Below are 19,091 nucleotides of genomic sequence, written 5' to 3' on the forward strand. Positions count from 1 at the left end.
GCAGATCGGCGCGGGACTGCGCACAACCGCGTGAGGTCAGCTGCGCCTCGCGATGCACTGGTTTCAGCGGGCGTTGCGAAGTTGGAACACTTCTTATGCCTTTTCAGGTGTTTAACCGTCGCGGGTTTCATTTTTGCATCTGTGCCGCTTAGGTCGGGCAAAAAGGAAGTGAAATGAAGACGATGACCTGCGCGGCTGGCGTGGCCTTGATGATGTTGACGGTCGGTGTGCCGAATGCGGCCAAGACGGAGATTTGTTTTGCCGATACCGCCTGTGACAGTCGGGGCTTTGTCTGCAAGTCGACGCTGGATCAGGCGCTGGTGGAGAAAAATGACAGCTATTCAGCGCTGCTGGCGGAATGCAACGGGATCATCGACAACTATAATTCTCTCGCCGAGGCCTATGAGGATGTCGCCGCAACAGCGCAGGGTGTGCAGGCGATGAGCGAGGCGTTGCGCCGCGAAAAACAGCTGCATGAGGCAACTGCCAACCGAGCCGAGCAGTTACAGCAAGAGCTGCAGCAGTGGCAGCTTTGCTTTGATCTATCGGAAACCAAGGCGCAGATGTCAGCCTGTTTGGATGGTTAATCCACGTTGCTGTTGGCGTCTTGGACTTACACGTGGGCTTACACCTGACCCGGATAGTAACCCGGATCAATCGTTTCCCCGGCGACCAGCTGATCCAGCAACAACATGCGGCGTTCGCCAAAGCTGTTGTTCAGGATCTTGATCTCCTGTGGGGTCAGGTCACGCCGGACATAGCCTGCGTCTGCCAGACACTTATCCAGGCCCCCGGCCTCACCGCTGTAGCGGATGCCATCTTGGTTGCTGGCTACAATAACGGGCCCCAGCACTAGTCCCCCCAGCAGAACACTCATGATGTAGCTGGATGTCATGGTGTTCTGGCCTGTGGCCCGCGCGGTTGGCAGGCACTTTTGGTAGGCGTCACGGGCGGCGAGGAAGTTTTTGCCGGGCTGTGACGGGACTGAAGGGCCGTAGGTCTGGGAGCAGCCAGCGATCAGGGCCGCTGCAACCAGCAGCGCGGCGGTGCTGCGCAGGGGACGGGTGGCAGCACCGATGGTGGACACGGAAAAAGGCATTGGATGAAAAACTCTTTTAGGTCGGCAATGACCCAACGGATACCCGCAAAGAGAGCTTTTCGGCAATAGAATTCATCCTGCCCTGATAGGAAGGTGCAGCACCCGAGATTCCAAGGCTTGCAACGCGGTTGGCGGACGAGGGGGCTTAGCGCCCCTGCCGTTTCACATTGCCGCCGCGCTGGCCGGCGCGGCCGGCGGTGGAGCGGCCGCGTTTGTTGGTGGACTCTTCCACGGCGGCATCAACGGCGGATTGCCGCGCCAGCGGGTCATCCGCAATGGCCAGATCGACCGCTTCCAGCCGCTTGACCTCATCGCGCAGGCGGGCGGCCTCTTCGAACTAAAGGTTTTCGGCGGCTTTGCGCATTTCGTCACGCAGACCCGCCAGATGGGCCTCAAGATTGGCGCCATGCATCGGTTTGTCGATCTTGGCGGTGACCCGGGACTGATCAGTGTCGCCCTTGTAGAGTCCGGCCAGCACATCCTCGACGTCTTGGGGTGATTGATTGGACCAGTCTGCGCCTGTTCGGGTGAGTCGGCGAGGGGGGACTAAAGGGGCGCGTCCGAGCTTGGGAGGGCGTCTGGGACAATTTGAAGGGCAATGGGGCTGCCAAAACCTTGTCAATGTGGATTAGGTAAACGGTGTGACGCGCGCAATTAATGCTTCATAACCTAGGCGTAGTCGCTTCAAAAAAGTGTTTCGCCGCCGCTGGAAAGGAGCAACGTTGCCGGTTATGTCGGGGCGTTGCCTGTGCAGTGCGTCATATTCCTCTTTGGGAAAGAAACTGGGCAGTGACAGATGCTTCAAGCTACCGATCTTAGCCAAAGGCGCTAGGCCGCCGGAGCGGATTTTTACATTCGCAAAGCTCAATTCTTCAAGCTGATACATCTTTGAAAGCGGCAATAGCGTCTCAAGCCAAAGCGGCTTTGACATCCCGCCCGCAATCCTGAGATGACGTATTGGGAGGTCGGTCAAATGATCCAATTCTACTAGTTTCATGCATGTGTTTAAGCTGCAGTATTCGAGCTTCGACAGCCTCTCGACGCCGTTCAATTGAGTGAACATTGGGCAATGCAGAAGAGACAGACCAATTAAGTTTTCCATCTGCGCTATTGCTGAAAAGTCATGTGCCAACAGGTTTTTGAATTCAATAAGCGTGGGCGAAACATTGGCACAGAGTTGTTCGAACTGGGTTTGGGTCAGGCCAGCAGCATAGCACGTTCTCACTTTCCCTTTAGGAATCTGATCAAGTGAATATCCAATGCCGTCAAGCACAATGACGTATTTGCCATGGACCATGCTTGCCTTGACATGGCACTTATTGAGTTCCCTGCGGAAACGATGAGAGAGACTCATCGCCCCCGCCGTTTCACATTGCCGCCGCGTTGGCCGGCGCGGCCGGCGGTGGAGCGGCCGCGTTTGTTGGTGGATTCTTCCACGGCGGCATCAACGGCGGATTGCCGCGCCAGCGGGTCATCCGCGATGGCCAGATCGACCGCTTCCAACCGCTTGACCTCATCGCGTAGGCGGGCGGCCTCTTCAAACTCAAGGTTTTCGGCGGCTTTGCGCATTTCGTCACGCAGGCCCGCCAGATGGGCCTCAAGATTGGCGCCATGCATTGGCTTGTCGATCTTGGCGGTGACACGGGATTGATCGGTATCGCCCTGATAGAGGCCGGCCAGCACATCCTCGACGTTTTTCTTCACCGTTTCCGGGGTGATGCCGTGCAGCTCATTATAGGCGATCTGCTTTTCGCGGCGGCGCGAGGTCTCCGCCAGGGCGCGTTCCATCGAGCCGGTGATCTTGTCCGCATACATGATGACCCGGCCATCGGCGTTTCGTGCCGCCCGGCCAATGGTCTGGATGAGGGAGGTTTCTGAACGCAGGAAGCCCTCTTTATCTGCATCCAGAATGGCGACTAGACCACATTCCGGGATGTCGAGGCCTTCGCGCAGCAGGTTGATGCCGATCAGCACGTCAAAGGCGCCCAGCCGCAGATCGCGCAGGATCTCAATCCGTTCCAGCGTGTCGATATCGCTGTGCATGTAGCGCACTTTGATGCCTTGTTCGTGCAGATATTCTGTCAGATCCTCAGCCATGCGTTTGGTCAGCGTGGTGACAAGCGTCCTGTAACCGTCCGCTGTCACGCGGCGGATTTCATCCAGCAGATCATCCACCTGCATATCGACGGGGCGAATTTCCACCTCAGGGTCCAACAGGCCGGTGGGGCGGATCACCTGTTCGGCAAAGACGCCGCCGGCTTGCTCCATTTCCCAGGCGGCGGGGGTGGCCGAAACGAAGATCGACTGGGGCCGCATCGCATCCCATTCCTCAAACTTCAACGGTCGGTTGTCCATACAGGACGGCAGGCGGAAGCCGTGTTCGGCCAGTGTAAACTTGCGCCGGTGGTCCCCGCGATACATGCCACCGATCTGCGGCACTGAGACGTGGCTTTCATCGGCAAAGACAATGGCGTTGTCGGGTATGAACTCAAACAGGGTGGGGGGCGGTTCGCCCGGGGCACGGCCCGTCAGATAGCGCGAGTAGTTTTCAATGCCGTTGCAATGGCCGGTAGCCTCCAACATTTCAATGTCAAAGTTGGTGCGCTGTTCCAGCCGTTGCGCTTCCAGCAGCTTGCCCTCATCCACCAGCTGGTTCAGCCGTTCCTTCAGCTCTTTCTTGATCGAAATGACCGCCTGCTGCAGCGTTGGCTTGGGCGTCACGTAGTGCGAGTTTGCATAGACCCGGATCTTTTCGAATGTGTCGGTCTTTTCCCCGGTCAGCGGGTCAAATTCAGTGATGGTTTCCAGCTCTTCCCCAAAGAAGGACAGTCGCCATGCGCGATCTTCAAGGTGGGCCGGGAAAATCTCCAACACATCGCCGCGCACCCGGAAGGAGCCACGCTGAAACGCCTGATCGTTGCGTTTGTATTGCTGGGCCACCAGATCCGCCATGATCTGGCGCTGGTCGTATTCCTCGCCCGCAACCAGATCCTGCGTCATTGCCGAATAGGTTTCGACCGAACCGATACCGTAGATACAAGAGACCGAGGCGACGATGATCACATCATCACGTTCCAGCAGCGACCGGGTGGCCGAGTGGCGCATCCGGTCGATCTGTTCGTTGATCTGGCTTTCCTTCTCAATATAGGTGTCCGAGCGCGGCACATAGGCTTCGGGCTGGTAGTAGTCATAGAAGGACACGAAATACTCGACCGAGTTTTCCGGGAAGAAACCTTTGAACTCACCATAAAGCTGGGCCGCCAGCGTTTTGTTCGGCGCCAGAATGATAGCGGGGCGCTGGGTCTCTTCGATGACCTTGGCCATGGTGAAGGTTTTGCCGGTGCCGGTTGCGCCCAGCAGAACCTGATCACGCTCACCGTCAGTGATCCCGCCCGACAGTTCCGCAATGGCGGTGGGCTGGTCGCCGGCGGGCGAAAATTCGGTATGCATGACAAAGCGTTTGCCGCCCTCAAGCTTGTCGCGTGCCTTGGCTGCGCCGTCTGCGGCGGTCATCATGGGCATGGTCTTGTCCGAATGGGCGTAGGGCATGTGCGGCTCTCATGTCTGAGTCCCGGGCGGGTACCCCAGATTTGATCTCTTTTTGATCCGGTTCAAGGGCAATCGCAATGGGGAAAACGCTGAATGCCATCGCGCGCTTCGGCTTAGGCGGGCATCTGGCAGAAGTGAGTGCTACTGGCGGTTTATAAATATTTCAAATTACTGAGCGTCATTTGAAATAAAGTTGCCAAATTGGGGTTGCCGGACTACGCTTAACGGGCAAGTGGCAGGCTTGGCTGCCGGGTGGACCGCACTTCACCCACCCCTCGCTCCCTGCGGTTTGGCTGGCAGCCAATGTCCTGTTAGGGTTCTTGGCTAAAGTGTTTTGAACATTTCAATAAAACGTGGCCCAAACCCATTTCGGGTGAGGGCCTTTGTTTTATGTGGCTCAGCGCAGGCTCAGCTGCACCTGGGTGTGATGCATTGCGACGCTGGTCTCATCCACCGCTGCCAGAAAATCGCCAATCCCCTCGGCTGCGGCCAACCCTGCTGATGCTGCCTCGGCATCTGCCAGTGAAGCCCATTCGATGGTTTCCACCCATTGGGTGCCCGCTGCGCCGGACAGGCGCCGCGAGATGAAACCGCTGCAGCTTTCCACATAGGTGACGGAGGCTTCGGCGGCTTTGAGGAAGGCATCGGTGGTCACGCCGTCTTTGAGTTTGAACAGTACGGTTTCCATCACGTGGTTCTGTGTTGTGTCTTGCATCGGTTTGTCTCCTTTTGGGATGCTGATTTTCGTGATGGGACCCTCCTAACAGGGGGCTGCTGACAGCCCTCTGTCAGCAGGGTGATGGCTGTGAGGAGATGCTTGCAAAATGGGGCAAGTTTCCCGATAACACCCCAAACAAGAGGAGACGCCGATGCGCGCACGAATCTATCAGCCCGCCCGTAACGCGATGCAGTCCGGCATGGCCAAAACCCGTCAGTGGGTTTTGGATTACGAACCGGCTGAGGCCCGCGATATCGATCCGCTGATGGGTTGGATCTCAAGCGGGGACACCCAGACGCAGGTGCGCCTGAAGTTCGACAGCAAAGAAGCAGCATTGGAATACGCTGAGGAAAAGGGGCTGGAGGCCGTTGTGCTGACGCCGCAGACCCGCAAACCCAACCTGCGCGCTGGCGGTTATGGTGAGAACTTTGCCACCAATCGCCGTGGTCCCTGGACCCACTAAGCGCAGAGATAAGGCCCTTTTTCGGGTCTCGCAGACAGAAGGGCGGCCAGCGGGCCGCCTGTTTTACTTCTGAGCAGGGGACCCCCCGATGACCATCACCCATCTGATCACCCATTCCGGCGGCTTTCACGCGGATGAGCTGCTGTCCTCGGTGGTGCTGACCCGCCTGTTTCCTGACGCCCAGCTGATCCGCACCCGCGATGCGGCGATGACGACACCGGGCGCAGGCAAGCTGATCTATGATGTGGGCCGGGCCTATGACGCCGAGGCGGGGATTTTTGACCACCACCAGCGGCCCAACCCCCTGCGCCCCAGCGGTGATCCTTACAGTTCCTTTGGCCTGATCTGGCACCACTATGGCCGCGATTACCTGCGGGCGCTTGATGTGCCCGAGGCAGATCTGGAGGAGGTGCATGGCGCCATCGACCAAAGCTTTGTTTTGCCGGTGGACCTCCTGGACAATGGCGCGGTGAACCCGTCAGTTGCCGGACCTTTGGCGGACATCACCCTGCCGCAACTGCTGGAAACGCTGAAACCCGCCTTTGATGATCGCAGCCCTGAGGCGGACACCAACGCCTTTATGGCGGCGCTGCCCATTGCCGGAGCCTTTGTTGAAGCCGCAGTGCGGGCAAAGGCGGGAAAATGCCGCGCCGAGGCTATGGTGCTGCAGGCAATTACTGCGGCTGGCCCATCGCAGGTGCTGGAGCTTTCGATGGGCATGCCGTTCCGCTCTGCGGTTGAGAAAGCCGGCGCCGATCATCTGCTTTTTGTCATCCATCCCCGCGACGGCGGCGATTGGGCGCTGACCACCATCCGCAAAGGCGGTGGCACGTTTGAAGCCCGCGCCGACTTGCCCGCCGCCTGGGCCGGCCTGACCGGCGCCGCGCTGGAAGAGGCCTCGGGCGTCGCTGGCGCGCAGTTCTGCCACAACGGCCTGTTTATCGCGGTGGCAAACAGCCGGGCGGCGATCCTGGCCATGGCCGATCTGGCTGTGGCGGCGGCGGCTGTGTAATCCGCCGTGGCTGTTCAGTTCCTGTTTGACGGCCCAAACAAGGCCCCTGCCACCGTGCTGCTGGCGCATGGGGCCGGGGCGGCGATTGACAATCCGGTGATGGCCATGCTGGCCGAACGGCTGGCGGCATCCGGGCTGCGCGTGGCACGGTTTGAGTTTGCCTATATGGCGGCACGGCGCAACGGCGGGTCGAAACGTCCCCCGCCCAAGGTGGAACTGCTGAGCGAAGAATATCGTCAGGCCGTCACAGACTTGCGGGGCCAAATTGGCGCCGGTCCTTTGGTCATCGGCGGCAAATCCATGGGCGGCCGGGTGGCCAGTCTGATCGCGGATGATCTGGGCGATCAGGCAAAGGTGCAGGGCCTGTTGTGTTTCGGCTACCCGTTTCATCCGCAAGGCAAACCGGAAAAACTGCGCACCGCCCATCTGGCCAACCTGCGCCTGCCAACACTGATCTGCCACGGCACCCGCGATCCTTTTGGCTCTCGGGAAGAGGTGGCCGATTACGCGCTCTCGCCCATGATTTCCATGTGTTGGGCCGAAGACGGCGATCATGATCTAAAGCCCCGCAAGCGTGTCACCGGCCGTGATCACGCCAGCCAGCTGGACCAGATTTGCCACAGCGCTGCGGCCTGGATTGCCACCCTCTGAGCACCGGTTTCCGGCAGGTTAGATTTTGTGCCACAACCGGCGCCGCTGGCCTTTTGCTTTCAAATCCGATCCGCTATACGGATCCGAGTGCCACAGGGGCCCGAGAGGGTGAGATACCCCACCAGCCCCCGGCCCACAGAGCGGTCCCTTAGCTCAACTGGATAGAGCAGCTGACTTCTAATCAGCAGGTTGAGGGTTCGAGTCCTTCAGGGATCGCCATTTTTATAAATTATATCAATAACTTGTAAATCATTCCACATACGGAATGTGAGGTCCTCTTGCCGCCGGAAGCAATACGGAAGCAAGCGGGAGGCAAAACTCAGGTGTTGTTCAAGTACATCGGAGTGAAAGAGGAGCCACAACTGGCTTGCCTATTTTGGGATGTTAATTTTCAGGCTTCTACAGCCTTGACCTGTGCGTTAACCAAATCTTAACTAGTTTCATATTTGGCAACGAGTCTGGTTTTCGATGAGACGTTTGAAGTGGGGGCTTGTGGCTGCTGGCACCATTTGGGGGCTTGGCCAATTGGGAAGTGACGGCCTGCCGTCGCATTCCGTGCGTGCGAGTGTTCCATCCGCCGAAGCGGTGCAGTCACGGGCCTATGATGTCTACTTTGTGACGGGGAATGTTGTGAACGTTCGTACCGGTCCAGGAACATCCTATCAACGTATCGATCAGGTTCGAAAAGGGGATCGTGTTGGTGTTGTCCGAATTGAAGGCGGCTGGGCTAAGCTAAACAGCCCGTCAGGCCCTGCCTGGATGTCCGCCCGCTATATCTCAACAACGCAACCATCGGCTCCCCGTAATGCCAGCAAAACGCCCGTGGTTGCGCAAAGCAAGCAATCAAGCTGCCACCCAAACTATTCCGGCAAATGCGTTCCCATCGCCAGCGACGTCGATTGCGCAGGCGGACGCGGCAACGGCCCCGCTTACGTGCGTGGACCGGTGCGGGTGATTGGGCCAGATGTGTACCGGTTGGATCGGGATGGCGATGGTTGGGCCTGTGAGTAGGCGTTATCTATTGCAAACTCTTTCGGCTTAGTTGGCCACATTTTTGTGTAAGTCTTTTTTGTTCTGATCCAACCATCGTGCGTATGCCATTACGTCGATCATAGGCACCGTTCCACTGAATTGCAAAAGGGAGATGAGCTGAAACAGGAACTTGGAGGCAGCGGTCGAAGATTGATCAACGCAATACTGTTGTTGTTCCTTGTTCCAGAAAAACGAGCCGTGGGCAGCGACACATCCTATTTCAAGGCGATGTGACTCGTCCTTAGATTGTAGGTTCTTAATCAGGCTTTTACCAAGTTTAGGAGACCAGTCGCTTTCTAGCGCAAGGAACCCTCCGATAATTGGGATTGGAGGCTTTGGCTTGTACGTGCCTCCAGCATGAGGAATCGGCAGGCTCGTTCGATGCAGTTTCCTGACGCTCTCTATCTTCGCCTTTGCATATTGGAGATGGCTTGCATTCACGGTTTGCTTGGCTTCAAAGATTGCATAAACGCTCTCGGCAGGGATTGTGATCTGCCCGCCCATCGTGAACACAAAAGGCGTATACTGCCGATCAAAAACAACCACATCAATTTGATCACTCTGATTGCCTTGGCTGTCTACGATATGCGCTTTCCGGGCGGTGTAGCGTTCAGGCAAATACTCGTTAAAGAGATCAATCCAGACGTTTTCTGCAGCATCTCCCTTTGTACCAGGGTGCGCGAAGTTTGTTCTCGCTAGCTCCAAGTTTTTGCGTACATTCTCATGCATTCCGGCAAGTAGCTGGGCGAGTGACCAGTCAACCATTTCTTAGCCCTCAAACGGTGGGGTTTCAGGGAGAGATTGAGCTATCTTAATTGCCCGCGCACCCGAGATTGCCTTGCTTGGGAAGGCGTCCATAATTATAGATGGCACAAGGCGCTGAGTTAAATCAGAGTATGTTAAGCCGTTTTCACGGCCGGCACCCGGTCCTGTCACCGTAACCAGCTGTCCGATTTCGGCTTCGGTTAAGCCGACACCATGCAGCAACCGCGCAAGAGCTTCTCGCCTCTCCGCCTCGTCTGGGCGTCCAAAACGTATGATTTCTGCTGCTCTACGCCGGACCGCAGGGTCGAGTGCGTTGAGGCGGTTAGTACACATAATAACTGCAACTGGCGCGCGCGCATTGGCGATTCTGTCAATTCCACGAATAAAGGCGTTAACTCCCGCTCTATCTTCGTGGTGCATTTGAGAATGTTCACGCGACTGCGCGAGAGCGTCAGCTTCATCTATGAGCAGGATAATACCTCCAGAAGCCTGGCCACCGTTGCCCTTTAAAAGTTCGCCCTGTTTGCAGGTGTATTCAAAGGCGGCAGATAAAAGTTGGGTCATTTCGCCGACTCGGCCTTGGCCCCTGCTCGAAAGGCTCAAGGGTAACAATGTGATCTCAAGATCATACATTCGAGCGACCGCATCACCTATGCTTTCGGCAAGCGCTGTCTTCCCGGAGCCAACGTCGCCTTCCAATATGACCAATGGTGGCCTGTTGGTAACCATGCGGTTGAGCATGAAAGCGTCTGGATGAAACTTTTCCTGCCATCGAATGAGACTACTTTCGTCAATCAGTAACGCGAGCATTTTGCTAAGCCGCGTTTTTTTTGCTTCAATCCCTATTAAGGCAGCTAGCCTTTGTTTGGCGTCTACGTCTGGAAACTGGGTCGTATTCTCAAACAGTCCGTGCACGTTGATTTCTTGCATGTTTAGAAGTTCCGTAGTGTAGAGCGAGACAGCGAGCGCCCACCCGCAGTGTAGCTTTTGTCACTGTCAAAATAGCCCGAATACCCAACATCTTCCCCAGACGTTCGCTGGAATGGTAATCCGCCTTCGAAAGAAGAGCGTTCATCAGTACCAAGTTTCCACCAGTTACTGTTGTAGTTTAGGAAGCTGTGAAATTTTGCATTGGATACATCTTTGTTCCTCGGCACGCGGCCAGGATCGTCGTCGTCAAAATTCAAACCAAAAACGTCTGATGATTTGTATTCAAGTGTGGGTTCTATCCACTTTCCATCGCGTTGAAAGCCATATTTAACGCTTTCAAGGTACCCCGCCTGAAGGAGTCGAGCTATTTCATCTTCGTATTCGGGGATCGCGGTACGAGCCGGGTAGCCGTACAGGCGATGCATTCGCATCAAATCCGCCGCCAGCTTCGACGCGATTTTTTTGGCATGCGTGATCGTAAAAGATGAGGTTGTGGATACTGTGTAGCTAGAAGACATGATAACCTCACACGCTAAACGAAGGTCCGAAGACCTTCTGCCAACAGTTTATTGTGTCTAACTTTGTGGTCGCGGTAAGTGCCCAATCAATTGCGTCACTCGCGTCGCTTGCTGCGTCCAAAATCATATCAATTTGCTGATCAGTATACAGCTTCGAAACGTTGTTTTCGGGATTGACTGGGTCAATAATTTGCACTGGTTCATCAAAACTGCCTATAGCTGATTGTGCATAGTAGTCGTCAAACCAAATCCTTTCTCTCAGTTCCGTTTTCAGAATGTAGGTAAAAAATCCTTGGAGCGCCTCTGGATAGTCTGAAAAATCAAGACCTTCGTCGAGGAGTTTTGACATGATCATTTCGACCATAAACGACTTGAATCTGAACCCTTGATGCGTGCTTTTCATGCGCCGAACCCAAAACTTCGCAAGCCGAACCACCTGTGCGAAGTGCTTCTCTTGCTGTGCTTTGCGTTTCCTACAAAATTCAAGATGTCTTGGGATGCTGGTTTTAAGAAACGAACCGTCTTCCTGGCTCACGAGATCGCCATACCAATCGGGTTCTGAGCCGTTCAGGATGGGAACAACATCAACATCCAATCCCGAACCTTTGAAGGACACGGTCACACAGTAGGTTTGGGGTTGAATTTGATCAGGTGAAAAATTGGGAAAGGCACTTCGCAACCGTTCCGCAAGGTATTCGAGCAATTCGCCCACATCGGTTGGAGCATCAGATCCAGAAATGTAGCAAGCAACATCGATATCGTTGATGCTTTTGAGAGCGGTGCCCTTCGCGATGCTTCCTGAAAGAAGCATCTTTTTGAGAGAAAAGTTTGGATGATCTTTGAGGTAGTCTTCTAGCTTATCTCTCAGTCTTTTCGCTTGCCTTTTGTACTCGTCCGATTTTTCCTTCGGTAAGTTTACTTTGTTCTGTGCAAACTTCGCGATTTCAGCGTGGCCAACATGATCCAACGACACTACATGCTCCCTTCCCTTCTATATATTGCGATTCCTGGGCGGTTGAGAGGTAAATATAGGGATGATGGCTGGTAGCTCCAAGGGGCACCAGCAAGATTTATTGCATTTTTCAAATTTTTTTGGGGCCCCGAATTTGTTAATGAAACGAAACATTCAAGAAAAGGATCAAGAAATGAATTTACGAGATGCGTGTTTAGAAAGGATTTATTCCTAAATTGTCACTGCAAGCTGACGTAGGTTTAGTCTGAAATCATCCGAGTAGAGCAATCAATACGCTAAGGATGCCCAAGAGAACTGAGGCTGCTGCAAGCAAAGCCGGCATGTGCACCGCCGGATCGGGAGAACGAAGAAGCCATAAAACCTTGCTAGTAGCTCCAACTTTTTTGACAGTAAATTTGAGCTCACCTCCCTTGCTTACACCCAGGGCATTTCTGATGTCGTAAGGCATGAAAATGGCTGTGTCGTCATCGTGGCCAAGGAGAAGTACGTTCACAGCATTTGCGTTCTTTGCGTTCGTTAACTGCGCAAAGCCATAACGCGGTACTATTTCCCGGTACTTGTGATTAAGACGGACCAGAAGGCGTCCATTGTCTCCAGATGGAAGGGTTTTTACTGGTAGTTTTGTCATAATTGGGCCTCAATTTTGCGACGTGTCCACAAATTACCATGGAAGCCATGTTGCAAGGCTACAAAGTTGTAAGAAAGCGAGATGCCTAGCGCGGTTTCGGCCAAATAGGAATAACTGCAAGTGGTTCAAAATATGGCCTGGTGTTGCGCTACCCAATAAATCGATACCGCGCCTTGGCCTCGCTCAGCTTGTTTGCCGCGCGGCTGGGATTGGTGTGGATGTCGTCTTTCAAGCGTTTGCCCAGGGACGCCATGTAGTCCGGCAGCGCCTCTTCGGTTGTCCCTTCCATTGCGGCTAGCGTGACTGCATTGCCGGTCAGCAGCGTCATGATCAGCTTGATGTGATCCGCTTTGTGTACCGACTTCACCTTGTCCACTTCCAGGTGACTGCGTAGCTCTTGCAGGTCTTCGTCAGCCACTTCGCTCACCAATTCCCAGACAGGGTGATTGGGCCAGCGGGCGCGGTTGCTGTCGCCATGGTCAGGTTCGGCATATCGGACCTTTTCAAATGTCTCCGCAATCAAGTCGCCAAATTTGTTGTCGAAATCTGCCCAGGTGCGGATATTCCAACGATCCTTAAGAAGGTTCTTCCCAGCACGTAACTCAATCCGCCAGATTTGGCTTGTTTCACGGTCCTTAGGATCAAGCGGGGTTTCGCCCAAAGCTTCCCGGCTGGCGTTCCAAATGTCCCACCAGATCGGCTTGCGGCGGTCGATCACTTCGCGGCGCTTGTCATAGATGATGACTTGCCGCCCTGGCATCTTGCCTGCGGTCACAGACGTAAACCGACCTGACTTACCGTTGCTGCGCATTTCGGCATCTGGGGTGATGTGATCGGCGCGGTTGCTATGGCTGTGCAGCACAAAGTTTTCAGGGTTCAGTTCAAAATCTGGCGCAAGAACATCGATGCAGAAATCAACGCGGGACAGGCTGACATGTTCGGCAAGGTATCTAATCCCAAGCCGGGTAAGTGTCTTGTCCAGGTGGGCACGCACAAAGCCCAAACCTTGTGTCGCCAGCAGCGTTGAGCCGACCGTGACACGGGTTCCCCAGGGATCTTTGCTGTTGGGCTTCTTGAAGGCCCACCGCACATCCATAGGCCCGCCTGTGAGCAGGAAGGCATAGCCGCCGCCGCCATGTGGCTGAAGGTCAAAATCCGCGCCGCCATAGCTGATAGGGCGGGGGGCACGTTCGGCCTCTGCCAGTTCCTTTTCCGCTGCCAGGAGTTCGAAAAGGTCATGGGGGAGATTGGCCTTGATGGCCAGTGTGATCGTATCGAAGCCTTTGTGAAGAATTTGCATTTTGGGTTCCTTTGCTTGGTTGTCGTATTTCTAGAGGGGGGTGCTACTATCACCCCCCTTTTCGGCTCATGCCGTTGGTCTGTTTGGGTTTTCGGGGATGCTACGGGGCGTTGCCCCTTGCTGCCTCCGGCGGGGCAGCATGTGTTTTGGGGCCGGAGCGACGGGCGCTCCGGCTGGCTGGTTCATTTGCTGAAGGATTGACGGCCAATCCAGATTTCGGCGCGCTCAGCACATTTAGCCAGGTTCAGCAGATCGGAATGGTGAAAGCTGTTGGTGTTGCGCCATTCGCCCGTATCGGTCTTGTAAGAGCGTGACAGGTCGATGGAGAAGAAACCGTCGTTGTCCCAGATGGTGGCCGTAACGAGGCCGATTTTGAATTTCTGTGCGGGTGTGTTCGTCATTGTTTTTCCTTTCAAAGTGACGAGTTTGCATAAGAAAGGGGCGGGGAACCGTTTCGCCCACGCCCCTGGGAGAGCCATCCGGCCCCAAAATCCCGCGCGGCGCTGCCAGGCACGACGCGGGCAAAACTGAATTGTGTTAGCTGGGCGCTTGCGCGGTGTTGGCAACGCGGCGCTGGTCAATCCACTCCATCACGTCGCCATAGGCGTAGCGTACAGAGCGGGCAGAGATTTTGATGAACTTCGGCCCGCCGCCGCGATAACGCCAGTTCTGCAGGGCGCGTACGGAGTAGCAGAGCATTTCTGCGGCCTCATTTTCATCCATGAGGCGGTTGGGGTTCTGTTCAAAGCCTTGGGCTTGTTGCTGGTGTGTCATGTTTGGTTTCCATCTGCTGGGTTAGCGTTGTTTTGATGGAACCAAGGTAGAATGGCGCAAAAAGCGGAAATAGGAGGGGGCGATAAACTTTAATCGTCCGGCAATTTATTTTTTCAAAAATTGTTTTATTTCAGTGCGTTGAGCTGGTCGACCCCAAGTAGGCCTCGAAACCGTCCGGTTTATCCGGATAGTTTATTTGGATTTTCGTTTGCGCCCGCCCTTGCTGCGCTCCGCAGGAGCGACGGTTGCCCACACTAAGTCAAAGCGGTCGCGGCTGTAATCCTTCAAATTTTCTTTAGCGAGTGCTTTGAAGGCTTGCTTGGGAGTGTTGCAGTCAGGATCTTTGGCAAATTCGTGCCGCAGAAAATCTTCAATCTTTGCAAACGCCGAAAGGGTTTCGATGCCCGCATTTGTTTTCTGAAAGCGATATAACCAGCGATCAAACTCGGTTTTCACCACAAAGCCAGGGGCAGTGTCCAAGTTCATTAGCTGGTTGGGGCAAGCAACGAGGGATCTAAAGAAAGCCACACTGAACCCGATTTCTGCGGACCAGACTTCCCACTCGACACGCGTATTTTGCGCGACAATGAGCGACAACGCACCAGATTTGAACGCGTCTTTTAGCGCGTTCTCAACGTCCATGCGTCGACTGAAGGCCAGCGAACCTTTGTCACTCATGTCCGACACATCAGGCAATTCAGCATATTGGCAACGCAGGTCCTTTTGTTCGTCGCTGAGTGCTTTTAAGTCCTTAGCCTGACGGGCGCGTTCGCCAGGTGTCAGTTCCTTAATAGGTGTTTTGTGGATATCGCTCAGTTGGAGACTTATCTGCTCAAGCCTGGCTTCAATCTTTTCGATTTCTGCCCGTACGGATAACGGATCAGGATCAACGGGTGCGGCCCTGACCTCGTGCCCTGTCCAGTCTTTGCCAAACATTGCCAATCCGGTTTTGTCAAAAGCGTCGAGCAGGAGATAGTAAGATTGGTAAGGGCTGATAGACATGCTTGCATCCATAGGTCGTTTGCGGGACCTTTGATGCCCTTTAGTGAAATCACCTGCAAGAGCCTGACAGGATTTCTAATTACTTAAGTGACTAGAGCCTGAAAAATGCGGACTTTTCCTTAGTTAAACGTATAGAGTAACGCTCCTATCGTACTACGCGCAGGGGCGTTGCGTGAGGCGGTCGTTGTCCCAGCGCACCAGCTAAGCGACTTGCCACAGAACCGGCGGCACGTTGCACCGCGTCATCTGCCAGATGAGAATAGCGCAGGGTGGTGGATAGGTTCTTATGACCCATGATCTCTTTCAGCATGAAGGGATCAATCCCGTTGTTTACGGCCACAGAGGCATAGGTATGCCGCAAGTCGTGAATGCGCACATCTTCCAAACCTGCCTTTTCGCGGATGCGCCGCCAGGGGCGTTCTAGGTCGGTGAGGTGGCCGTCATCGGTTTTGCCCAGGATCACATACGGGTTGCCGGGAATGCGGGGCAGGGACATGAGGATATCATATGCCTCACGCGGTAGCGGGATGCGGCGCTTGCCGGTCTTACTGTCGGGCAGTTCCAGACGGTTGTAATCCACGTAATCCCATTTCAACGTGGTGATCTCATTGCGGCGGCAGCCGGTCAGCATCAACAACATGATGGCTGAAACCACGTGAATGGTTTCGCTGCCGTCTTCCAGGCATTCCTGCAGCACCTCGCCCAGACGCAACTGTTCGTCATTGCGCAGGTATCGCTTCTTCTCTTCCTCGCGGTTCTTCTTGATCCGGGTGGCGGGGTTGCTGCCTTCACGCCGCAGCCCCCAATCCTCGGCAGTGTTGAAGATCTTGGAGACAAGGGAAAGCATCCGGTTTGCCTGATAAGGGGCGCGGTCGCTGAGCTTCAAATGCATAGCGGCAACGTCAGCCCGTTGCACTTCTTCAATCAGCATCGGGCCAAGTTGCGGCACGATGTAGTGGCGGATGATCATGGCATAGCTGCGCACCGTGGAAGGTTTGCAGTGCCGTTCTGCATAATCCCGCATGAAGCGGTCGCAGAGCGCCGCCACTGTGGGCGCGCGCATACGCTTCTGTTTGTCACCAGAGGGGTCATCCCCCTTGGCAACATCGCCAAGCAGCTTTCTCGCCTCTTTCCGGGCTTCCTCGGTGGTCAAGGCACCATGCTGGCCGATGGTGTAGCGGCGGGTGCGTTTCCCAACGCGGTACTGGACCAGATAGGTCTTCTTCCCAGATGGGTACACGCGCACGCCAAACCCACGCAACTCACCATCCCAAGTGAGGTAGTCTTTGTCTTCGATGACCAAGCTTTCAACAGTGCGTTTTGTCAGTTTGAACATATCCAAAATACCCAATTTGGTTACAATTTTCCGGAAGCTATAAGGAAGCAAATGGTGGCGATTTCTGGCGTAATTCATGCGCCACATGAGAAATGATCGTCAACGTAATTTGTTGTTTTTAATAAATTTTTGGCCGTTTGGCGCGGGTGGGAGAAGTGTGGCGAAATGCCTTGATCACCGCTTCTAATCAGCAGGTTGAGGGTTCGAGTCCTTCAGGGATCGCCATTTTCCAAGCTTTGAGAAGAAACCTCAGCTTCAAGACCTGCCGCTGAATTAATTCGAGAAGGCGGTGCGTTTCGTGTTTGGTAAGGTGATAAGCGACGCATGAGGGTCGCTTTTGCAGCGAGCGTAAGCGATTTTATCCCAGCCTATTGTAAAAATGCGATGGCATCATGCGGCTAGAGCGATTTCCTATACTGCTTTGAGCACTCATATGGCGAAATTTTTACTGGCATCCTCGCACGCCGCTATCTACCCTCGCGCTGAGTTTTTGTTCTTGCAGTGGTTTTACGAAATCCGATTTTGGCACGAAAGGCTGGCCTATGTCCCTAGATGGGCTCTCTGTTTCGCAACAAGTTTGGGCATTGTTGGAACAGGATATCGAACAGGCCGCGCGGTTTGTCGATGAAAACAAAACGCTCCTGCTGCAAGACAAAGGAGGCCGTCGCGCCGCGCTGGAGGCATGGTGGCGTCGGCGCGAAGATGAGAAAATCGTGCAGATCGGCATGGCGGTTTCGCAAGATAATCCCAACGACCTTGAGATCGCGACCTCCTTGGCCAACGCCTTTGCTGCAACCGGTGATCGGGCTGGCGCGATTGCTGTCATGGCGCGATGTGGCGCGCCGTCGATTTACAAAGACGACCCGGCCGTCATTTGGGCCATCCTGATCATGATCAATATTGGATGTGTGTCGCTTGCCCGAAACCTGTTTGAGCTGGTGCATCCGAATCGCGAGACCTACCGTGACACCATCCAATCCGGTGTTTTGGATTTGATCTACTACCTCTTTTCATTGCCAAACAGCGTGGTTGAAAGCCCCCTTGATCCTACAAGGGAGGCCAAGCCAAGTGCCGTCCAGACCCTGCAGCCTGATGCTGATGTCTTGGTGCTTGATCTGGCGATGAGCGGGGAAATCGGCCATGGGCAAATGTTTGCGCAGTTTTTGCTAGCCTCTGCGCAAGAGCGCTTATCTGTGCCCGTGTCACGCGTGGATTATCATGGTGGTACTGATCTGCGGAGCAACCCGGCGCTTTCGGCGATTGTGGCGCAGGAGGTTCGCCCAAGCTTGAATATTACGCCGTGGTTTTTCCGTCGGCAGCCGGCCTATCCTGAGACGCTTGCAGCGTTTAATGAGGTGACGTATCAGCGTATGGTGCAAACTTTCGGCGGGCTGCCAGAAATTTCGGCGCCGATCGTTATCTATCCTTATACGCTGCCCGGTGACCTCTTGGGGTTTGCCAATTGGTTCGTCCAGGGCAGTTTTCCTGAAACGGGTGTGACGCTTGTTATCGGTTTGCTGTTTAACGATTTTTTGTCGGATCCACCGGCGGAGCGGCAGGTCGCAATCGACGTTTTGAAAAGCGCAATCACCTTGTTGCAGCAGCATCCGAAAATCACGCTGACGGTCTTCTCAGAAGTGGATGCCATCAATGCACTGGTTGCTGATTTTGGTGTCGCGGAAGAGCAGATTTTCCTATTGCCTTTCTTGCCTTCACTGCGGTTTGAGGGTGGCTCATCAGTTGGAAAGCTGGCGCGGCCCGAGCGACGGATTGGGTCTGTCGGAACATGCCGGCCCTCGAGGGGGCATCATCACATATTTGATGCTGCGGACTATTTGGATGGATCGAATGTTGAGCTTTTTGTGCAGGCTCAGGAGGCAAGCTTTTCAACATTTGACGCACAATATGCCGAGCGTGAGGAAACGCTGCAGGATCAAGTGACGCGTTTGGTTGCCGATCGGAAAATAATCTGGGAACCCGATCCATTGGACCAAATGGCCTATGACGCCGCGCTGCTGTCACTTGATGCGGTCATCCTGCCCTACGATCCTGCCTTTTACAAAGACACAGGATCTGGCGTGGCCTTTGAGGCTGTTGCGGCACGCCGTCATTTGATTTTGTCATCGCAGTGTGCATTTGCCGGGATTTTGGCCCGCGTTGGCTATCCGCACACTTTGATCCATGAGCTGTCCGGCAGGGGGGTCGCGGAGGCTATTGAGCGCGCATTGTACAATGCCCCTGTCTTGGATGATGCGCTTGCCCGGTGGGACAATGCGGATCTGCTGATGTCTGAGGTGGAGCGGTTTTTTGAAACTTTGCGACGCGCCGTGAGCTAAGCAGG

At 54.8% G+C, this 19,091-nt stretch carries 20 protein-coding genes, 1 tRNA gene and 1 pseudogene; 7 read left to right on the forward strand and 15 right to left on the reverse strand.

What is annotated here, in order from left to right; genetic code table 11:
- Positions 1-173: 173 nt before the first annotated feature.
- A complete protein-coding gene (locus tag ACORLH_RS03200) occupies positions 174-587 on the forward strand; it encodes a hypothetical protein (RefSeq protein ID WP_321831161.1) in 414 nt (137 codons plus the stop codon).
- A 38-nt stretch (positions 588-625) separates the two neighbouring features.
- On the opposite strand, the gene ACORLH_RS03205 is transcribed toward ACORLH_RS03200, so the two are convergent.
- The 5 genes and pseudogenes from ACORLH_RS03205 to ACORLH_RS03225 form a co-directional block, all read right to left on the reverse strand.
- Positions 626-1,099 carry a hypothetical protein gene (locus ACORLH_RS03205; protein ID WP_321831162.1) on the reverse strand — a complete coding sequence of 158 codons (474 nt, stop codon included), beginning with the start codon at positions 1,097-1,099 and terminating at the stop codon, positions 626-628.
- A gap of 145 nt (positions 1,100-1,244) precedes the next feature.
- Positions 1,245-1,592, reverse strand: a pseudogene (locus tag ACORLH_RS03210) (UvrB/UvrC motif-containing protein); the annotation flags it as partial.
- A gap of 135 nt (positions 1,593-1,727) precedes the next feature.
- Positions 1,728-2,453 carry a hypothetical protein gene (locus ACORLH_RS03215; RefSeq protein ID WP_321831163.1) on the reverse strand — a complete coding sequence of 242 codons (726 nt, stop codon included), beginning with the start codon at positions 2,451-2,453 and terminating at the stop codon, positions 1,728-1,730.
- A complete protein-coding gene (uvrB, locus tag ACORLH_RS03220) occupies positions 2,450-4,648 on the reverse strand; it encodes an excinuclease ABC subunit UvrB (RefSeq protein WP_321831164.1) in 2,199 nt (732 codons plus the stop codon). The genes ACORLH_RS03215 and uvrB overlap by 4 nt, the downstream gene beginning before the upstream one ends.
- A gap of 397 nt (positions 4,649-5,045) precedes the next feature.
- Positions 5,046-5,363 carry a hypothetical protein gene (locus ACORLH_RS03225; protein ID WP_321831165.1) on the reverse strand — a complete coding sequence of 106 codons (318 nt, stop codon included), beginning with the start codon at positions 5,361-5,363 and terminating at the stop codon, positions 5,046-5,048.
- 154 nt (positions 5,364-5,517) lie between these two features.
- Between ACORLH_RS03225 and ACORLH_RS03230 the strand changes: the two genes are divergently transcribed.
- The 5 genes from ACORLH_RS03230 (at position 5,518) to ACORLH_RS03250 (ending at position 8,503) form a co-directional block, all read left to right on the forward strand.
- The gene (locus tag ACORLH_RS03230) at positions 5,518-5,829 is read left to right on the forward strand and encodes an ETC complex I subunit (protein ID WP_321831166.1); all 312 of its coding nucleotides are present in this window, start codon (positions 5,518-5,520) and stop codon (positions 5,827-5,829) included.
- Positions 5,830-5,917: 88 nt separating this feature from the next.
- Positions 5,918-6,841, forward strand: coding sequence for an MYG1 family protein (locus tag ACORLH_RS03235; RefSeq protein WP_321831167.1), 924 nt, complete (start codon positions 5,918-5,920; stop codon positions 6,839-6,841).
- Positions 6,842-6,847: 6 nt separating this feature from the next.
- Entirely contained in the window at positions 6,848-7,492 is a 645-nt protein-coding gene (locus tag ACORLH_RS03240; RefSeq protein ID WP_321831168.1) for an alpha/beta family hydrolase, read from the forward strand.
- Positions 7,493-7,634: 142 nt separating this feature from the next.
- Positions 7,635-7,711, forward strand: a tRNA-Arg gene (locus ACORLH_RS03245).
- Positions 7,712-7,960: 249 nt separating this feature from the next.
- Positions 7,961-8,503 carry an SH3 domain-containing protein gene (locus ACORLH_RS03250; RefSeq protein ID WP_420719794.1) on the forward strand — a complete coding sequence of 181 codons (543 nt, stop codon included), beginning with the start codon at positions 7,961-7,963 and terminating at the stop codon, positions 8,501-8,503.
- A gap of 27 nt (positions 8,504-8,530) precedes the next feature.
- Here the strand turns inward: ACORLH_RS03250 and ACORLH_RS03255 are convergent, their stop codons facing one another.
- The 10 genes from ACORLH_RS03255 to ACORLH_RS03300 form a co-directional block, all read right to left on the reverse strand.
- Positions 8,531-9,289, reverse strand: coding sequence for a DUF6602 domain-containing protein (locus tag ACORLH_RS03255; protein ID WP_321831169.1), 759 nt, complete (start codon positions 9,287-9,289; stop codon positions 8,531-8,533).
- A gap of 3 nt (positions 9,290-9,292) precedes the next feature.
- Positions 9,293-10,219: an ATP-binding protein gene (locus ACORLH_RS03260; RefSeq protein WP_321831170.1), complete on the reverse strand. Its 927-nt coding sequence runs from the start codon at positions 10,217-10,219 to the stop codon at positions 9,293-9,295.
- A 2-nt stretch (positions 10,220-10,221) separates the two neighbouring features.
- On the reverse strand, positions 10,222-10,737 hold the full coding sequence (locus ACORLH_RS03265; protein WP_321831171.1) for a hypothetical protein: 516 nt from the start codon (positions 10,735-10,737) through the stop codon (positions 10,222-10,224).
- A gap of 7 nt (positions 10,738-10,744) precedes the next feature.
- Entirely contained in the window at positions 10,745-11,710 is a 966-nt protein-coding gene (locus ACORLH_RS03270; protein ID WP_321831172.1) for a CBASS oligonucleotide cyclase, read from the reverse strand.
- Between the two features lie 250 nt (positions 11,711-11,960).
- A complete protein-coding gene (locus tag ACORLH_RS03275; protein WP_321831173.1) occupies positions 11,961-12,338 on the reverse strand; it encodes a hypothetical protein in 378 nt (125 codons plus the stop codon).
- Between the two features lie 148 nt (positions 12,339-12,486).
- Complete coding sequence (locus tag ACORLH_RS03280) at positions 12,487-13,638, reverse strand: hypothetical protein (protein ID WP_321831174.1); 1,152 nt, start codon at positions 13,636-13,638, stop codon at positions 12,487-12,489.
- Between the two features lie 182 nt (positions 13,639-13,820).
- On the reverse strand, positions 13,821-14,039 hold the full coding sequence (locus tag ACORLH_RS03285; RefSeq protein ID WP_321831175.1) for a hypothetical protein: 219 nt from the start codon (positions 14,037-14,039) through the stop codon (positions 13,821-13,823).
- A gap of 136 nt (positions 14,040-14,175) precedes the next feature.
- Positions 14,176-14,412: a helix-turn-helix domain-containing protein gene (locus tag ACORLH_RS03290; RefSeq protein WP_321831176.1), complete on the reverse strand. Its 237-nt coding sequence runs from the start codon at positions 14,410-14,412 to the stop codon at positions 14,176-14,178.
- 192 nt (positions 14,413-14,604) lie between these two features.
- The gene (locus ACORLH_RS03295; RefSeq protein WP_321831177.1) at positions 14,605-15,414 is read right to left on the reverse strand and encodes a hypothetical protein; all 810 of its coding nucleotides are present in this window, start codon (positions 15,412-15,414) and stop codon (positions 14,605-14,607) included.
- Positions 15,415-15,559: 145 nt separating this feature from the next.
- Entirely contained in the window at positions 15,560-16,750 is a 1,191-nt protein-coding gene (locus ACORLH_RS03300; RefSeq protein WP_321831178.1) for a tyrosine-type recombinase/integrase, read from the reverse strand.
- Positions 16,751-17,292: 542 nt separating this feature from the next.
- On the opposite strand from ACORLH_RS03300, the gene ACORLH_RS03305 reads away from it, so the two are divergent.
- Entirely contained in the window at positions 17,293-19,086 is a 1,794-nt protein-coding gene (locus ACORLH_RS03305) for a hypothetical protein (RefSeq protein ID WP_321831180.1), read from the forward strand.
- The last annotated feature ends 5 nt before the right edge of the window (positions 19,087-19,091 follow it).

This window comes from Thalassovita sp. (genome assembly GCF_963691685.1).
In the GTDB taxonomy this organism is placed as follows: domain Bacteria; phylum Pseudomonadota; class Alphaproteobacteria; order Rhodobacterales; family Rhodobacteraceae; genus Thalassobius.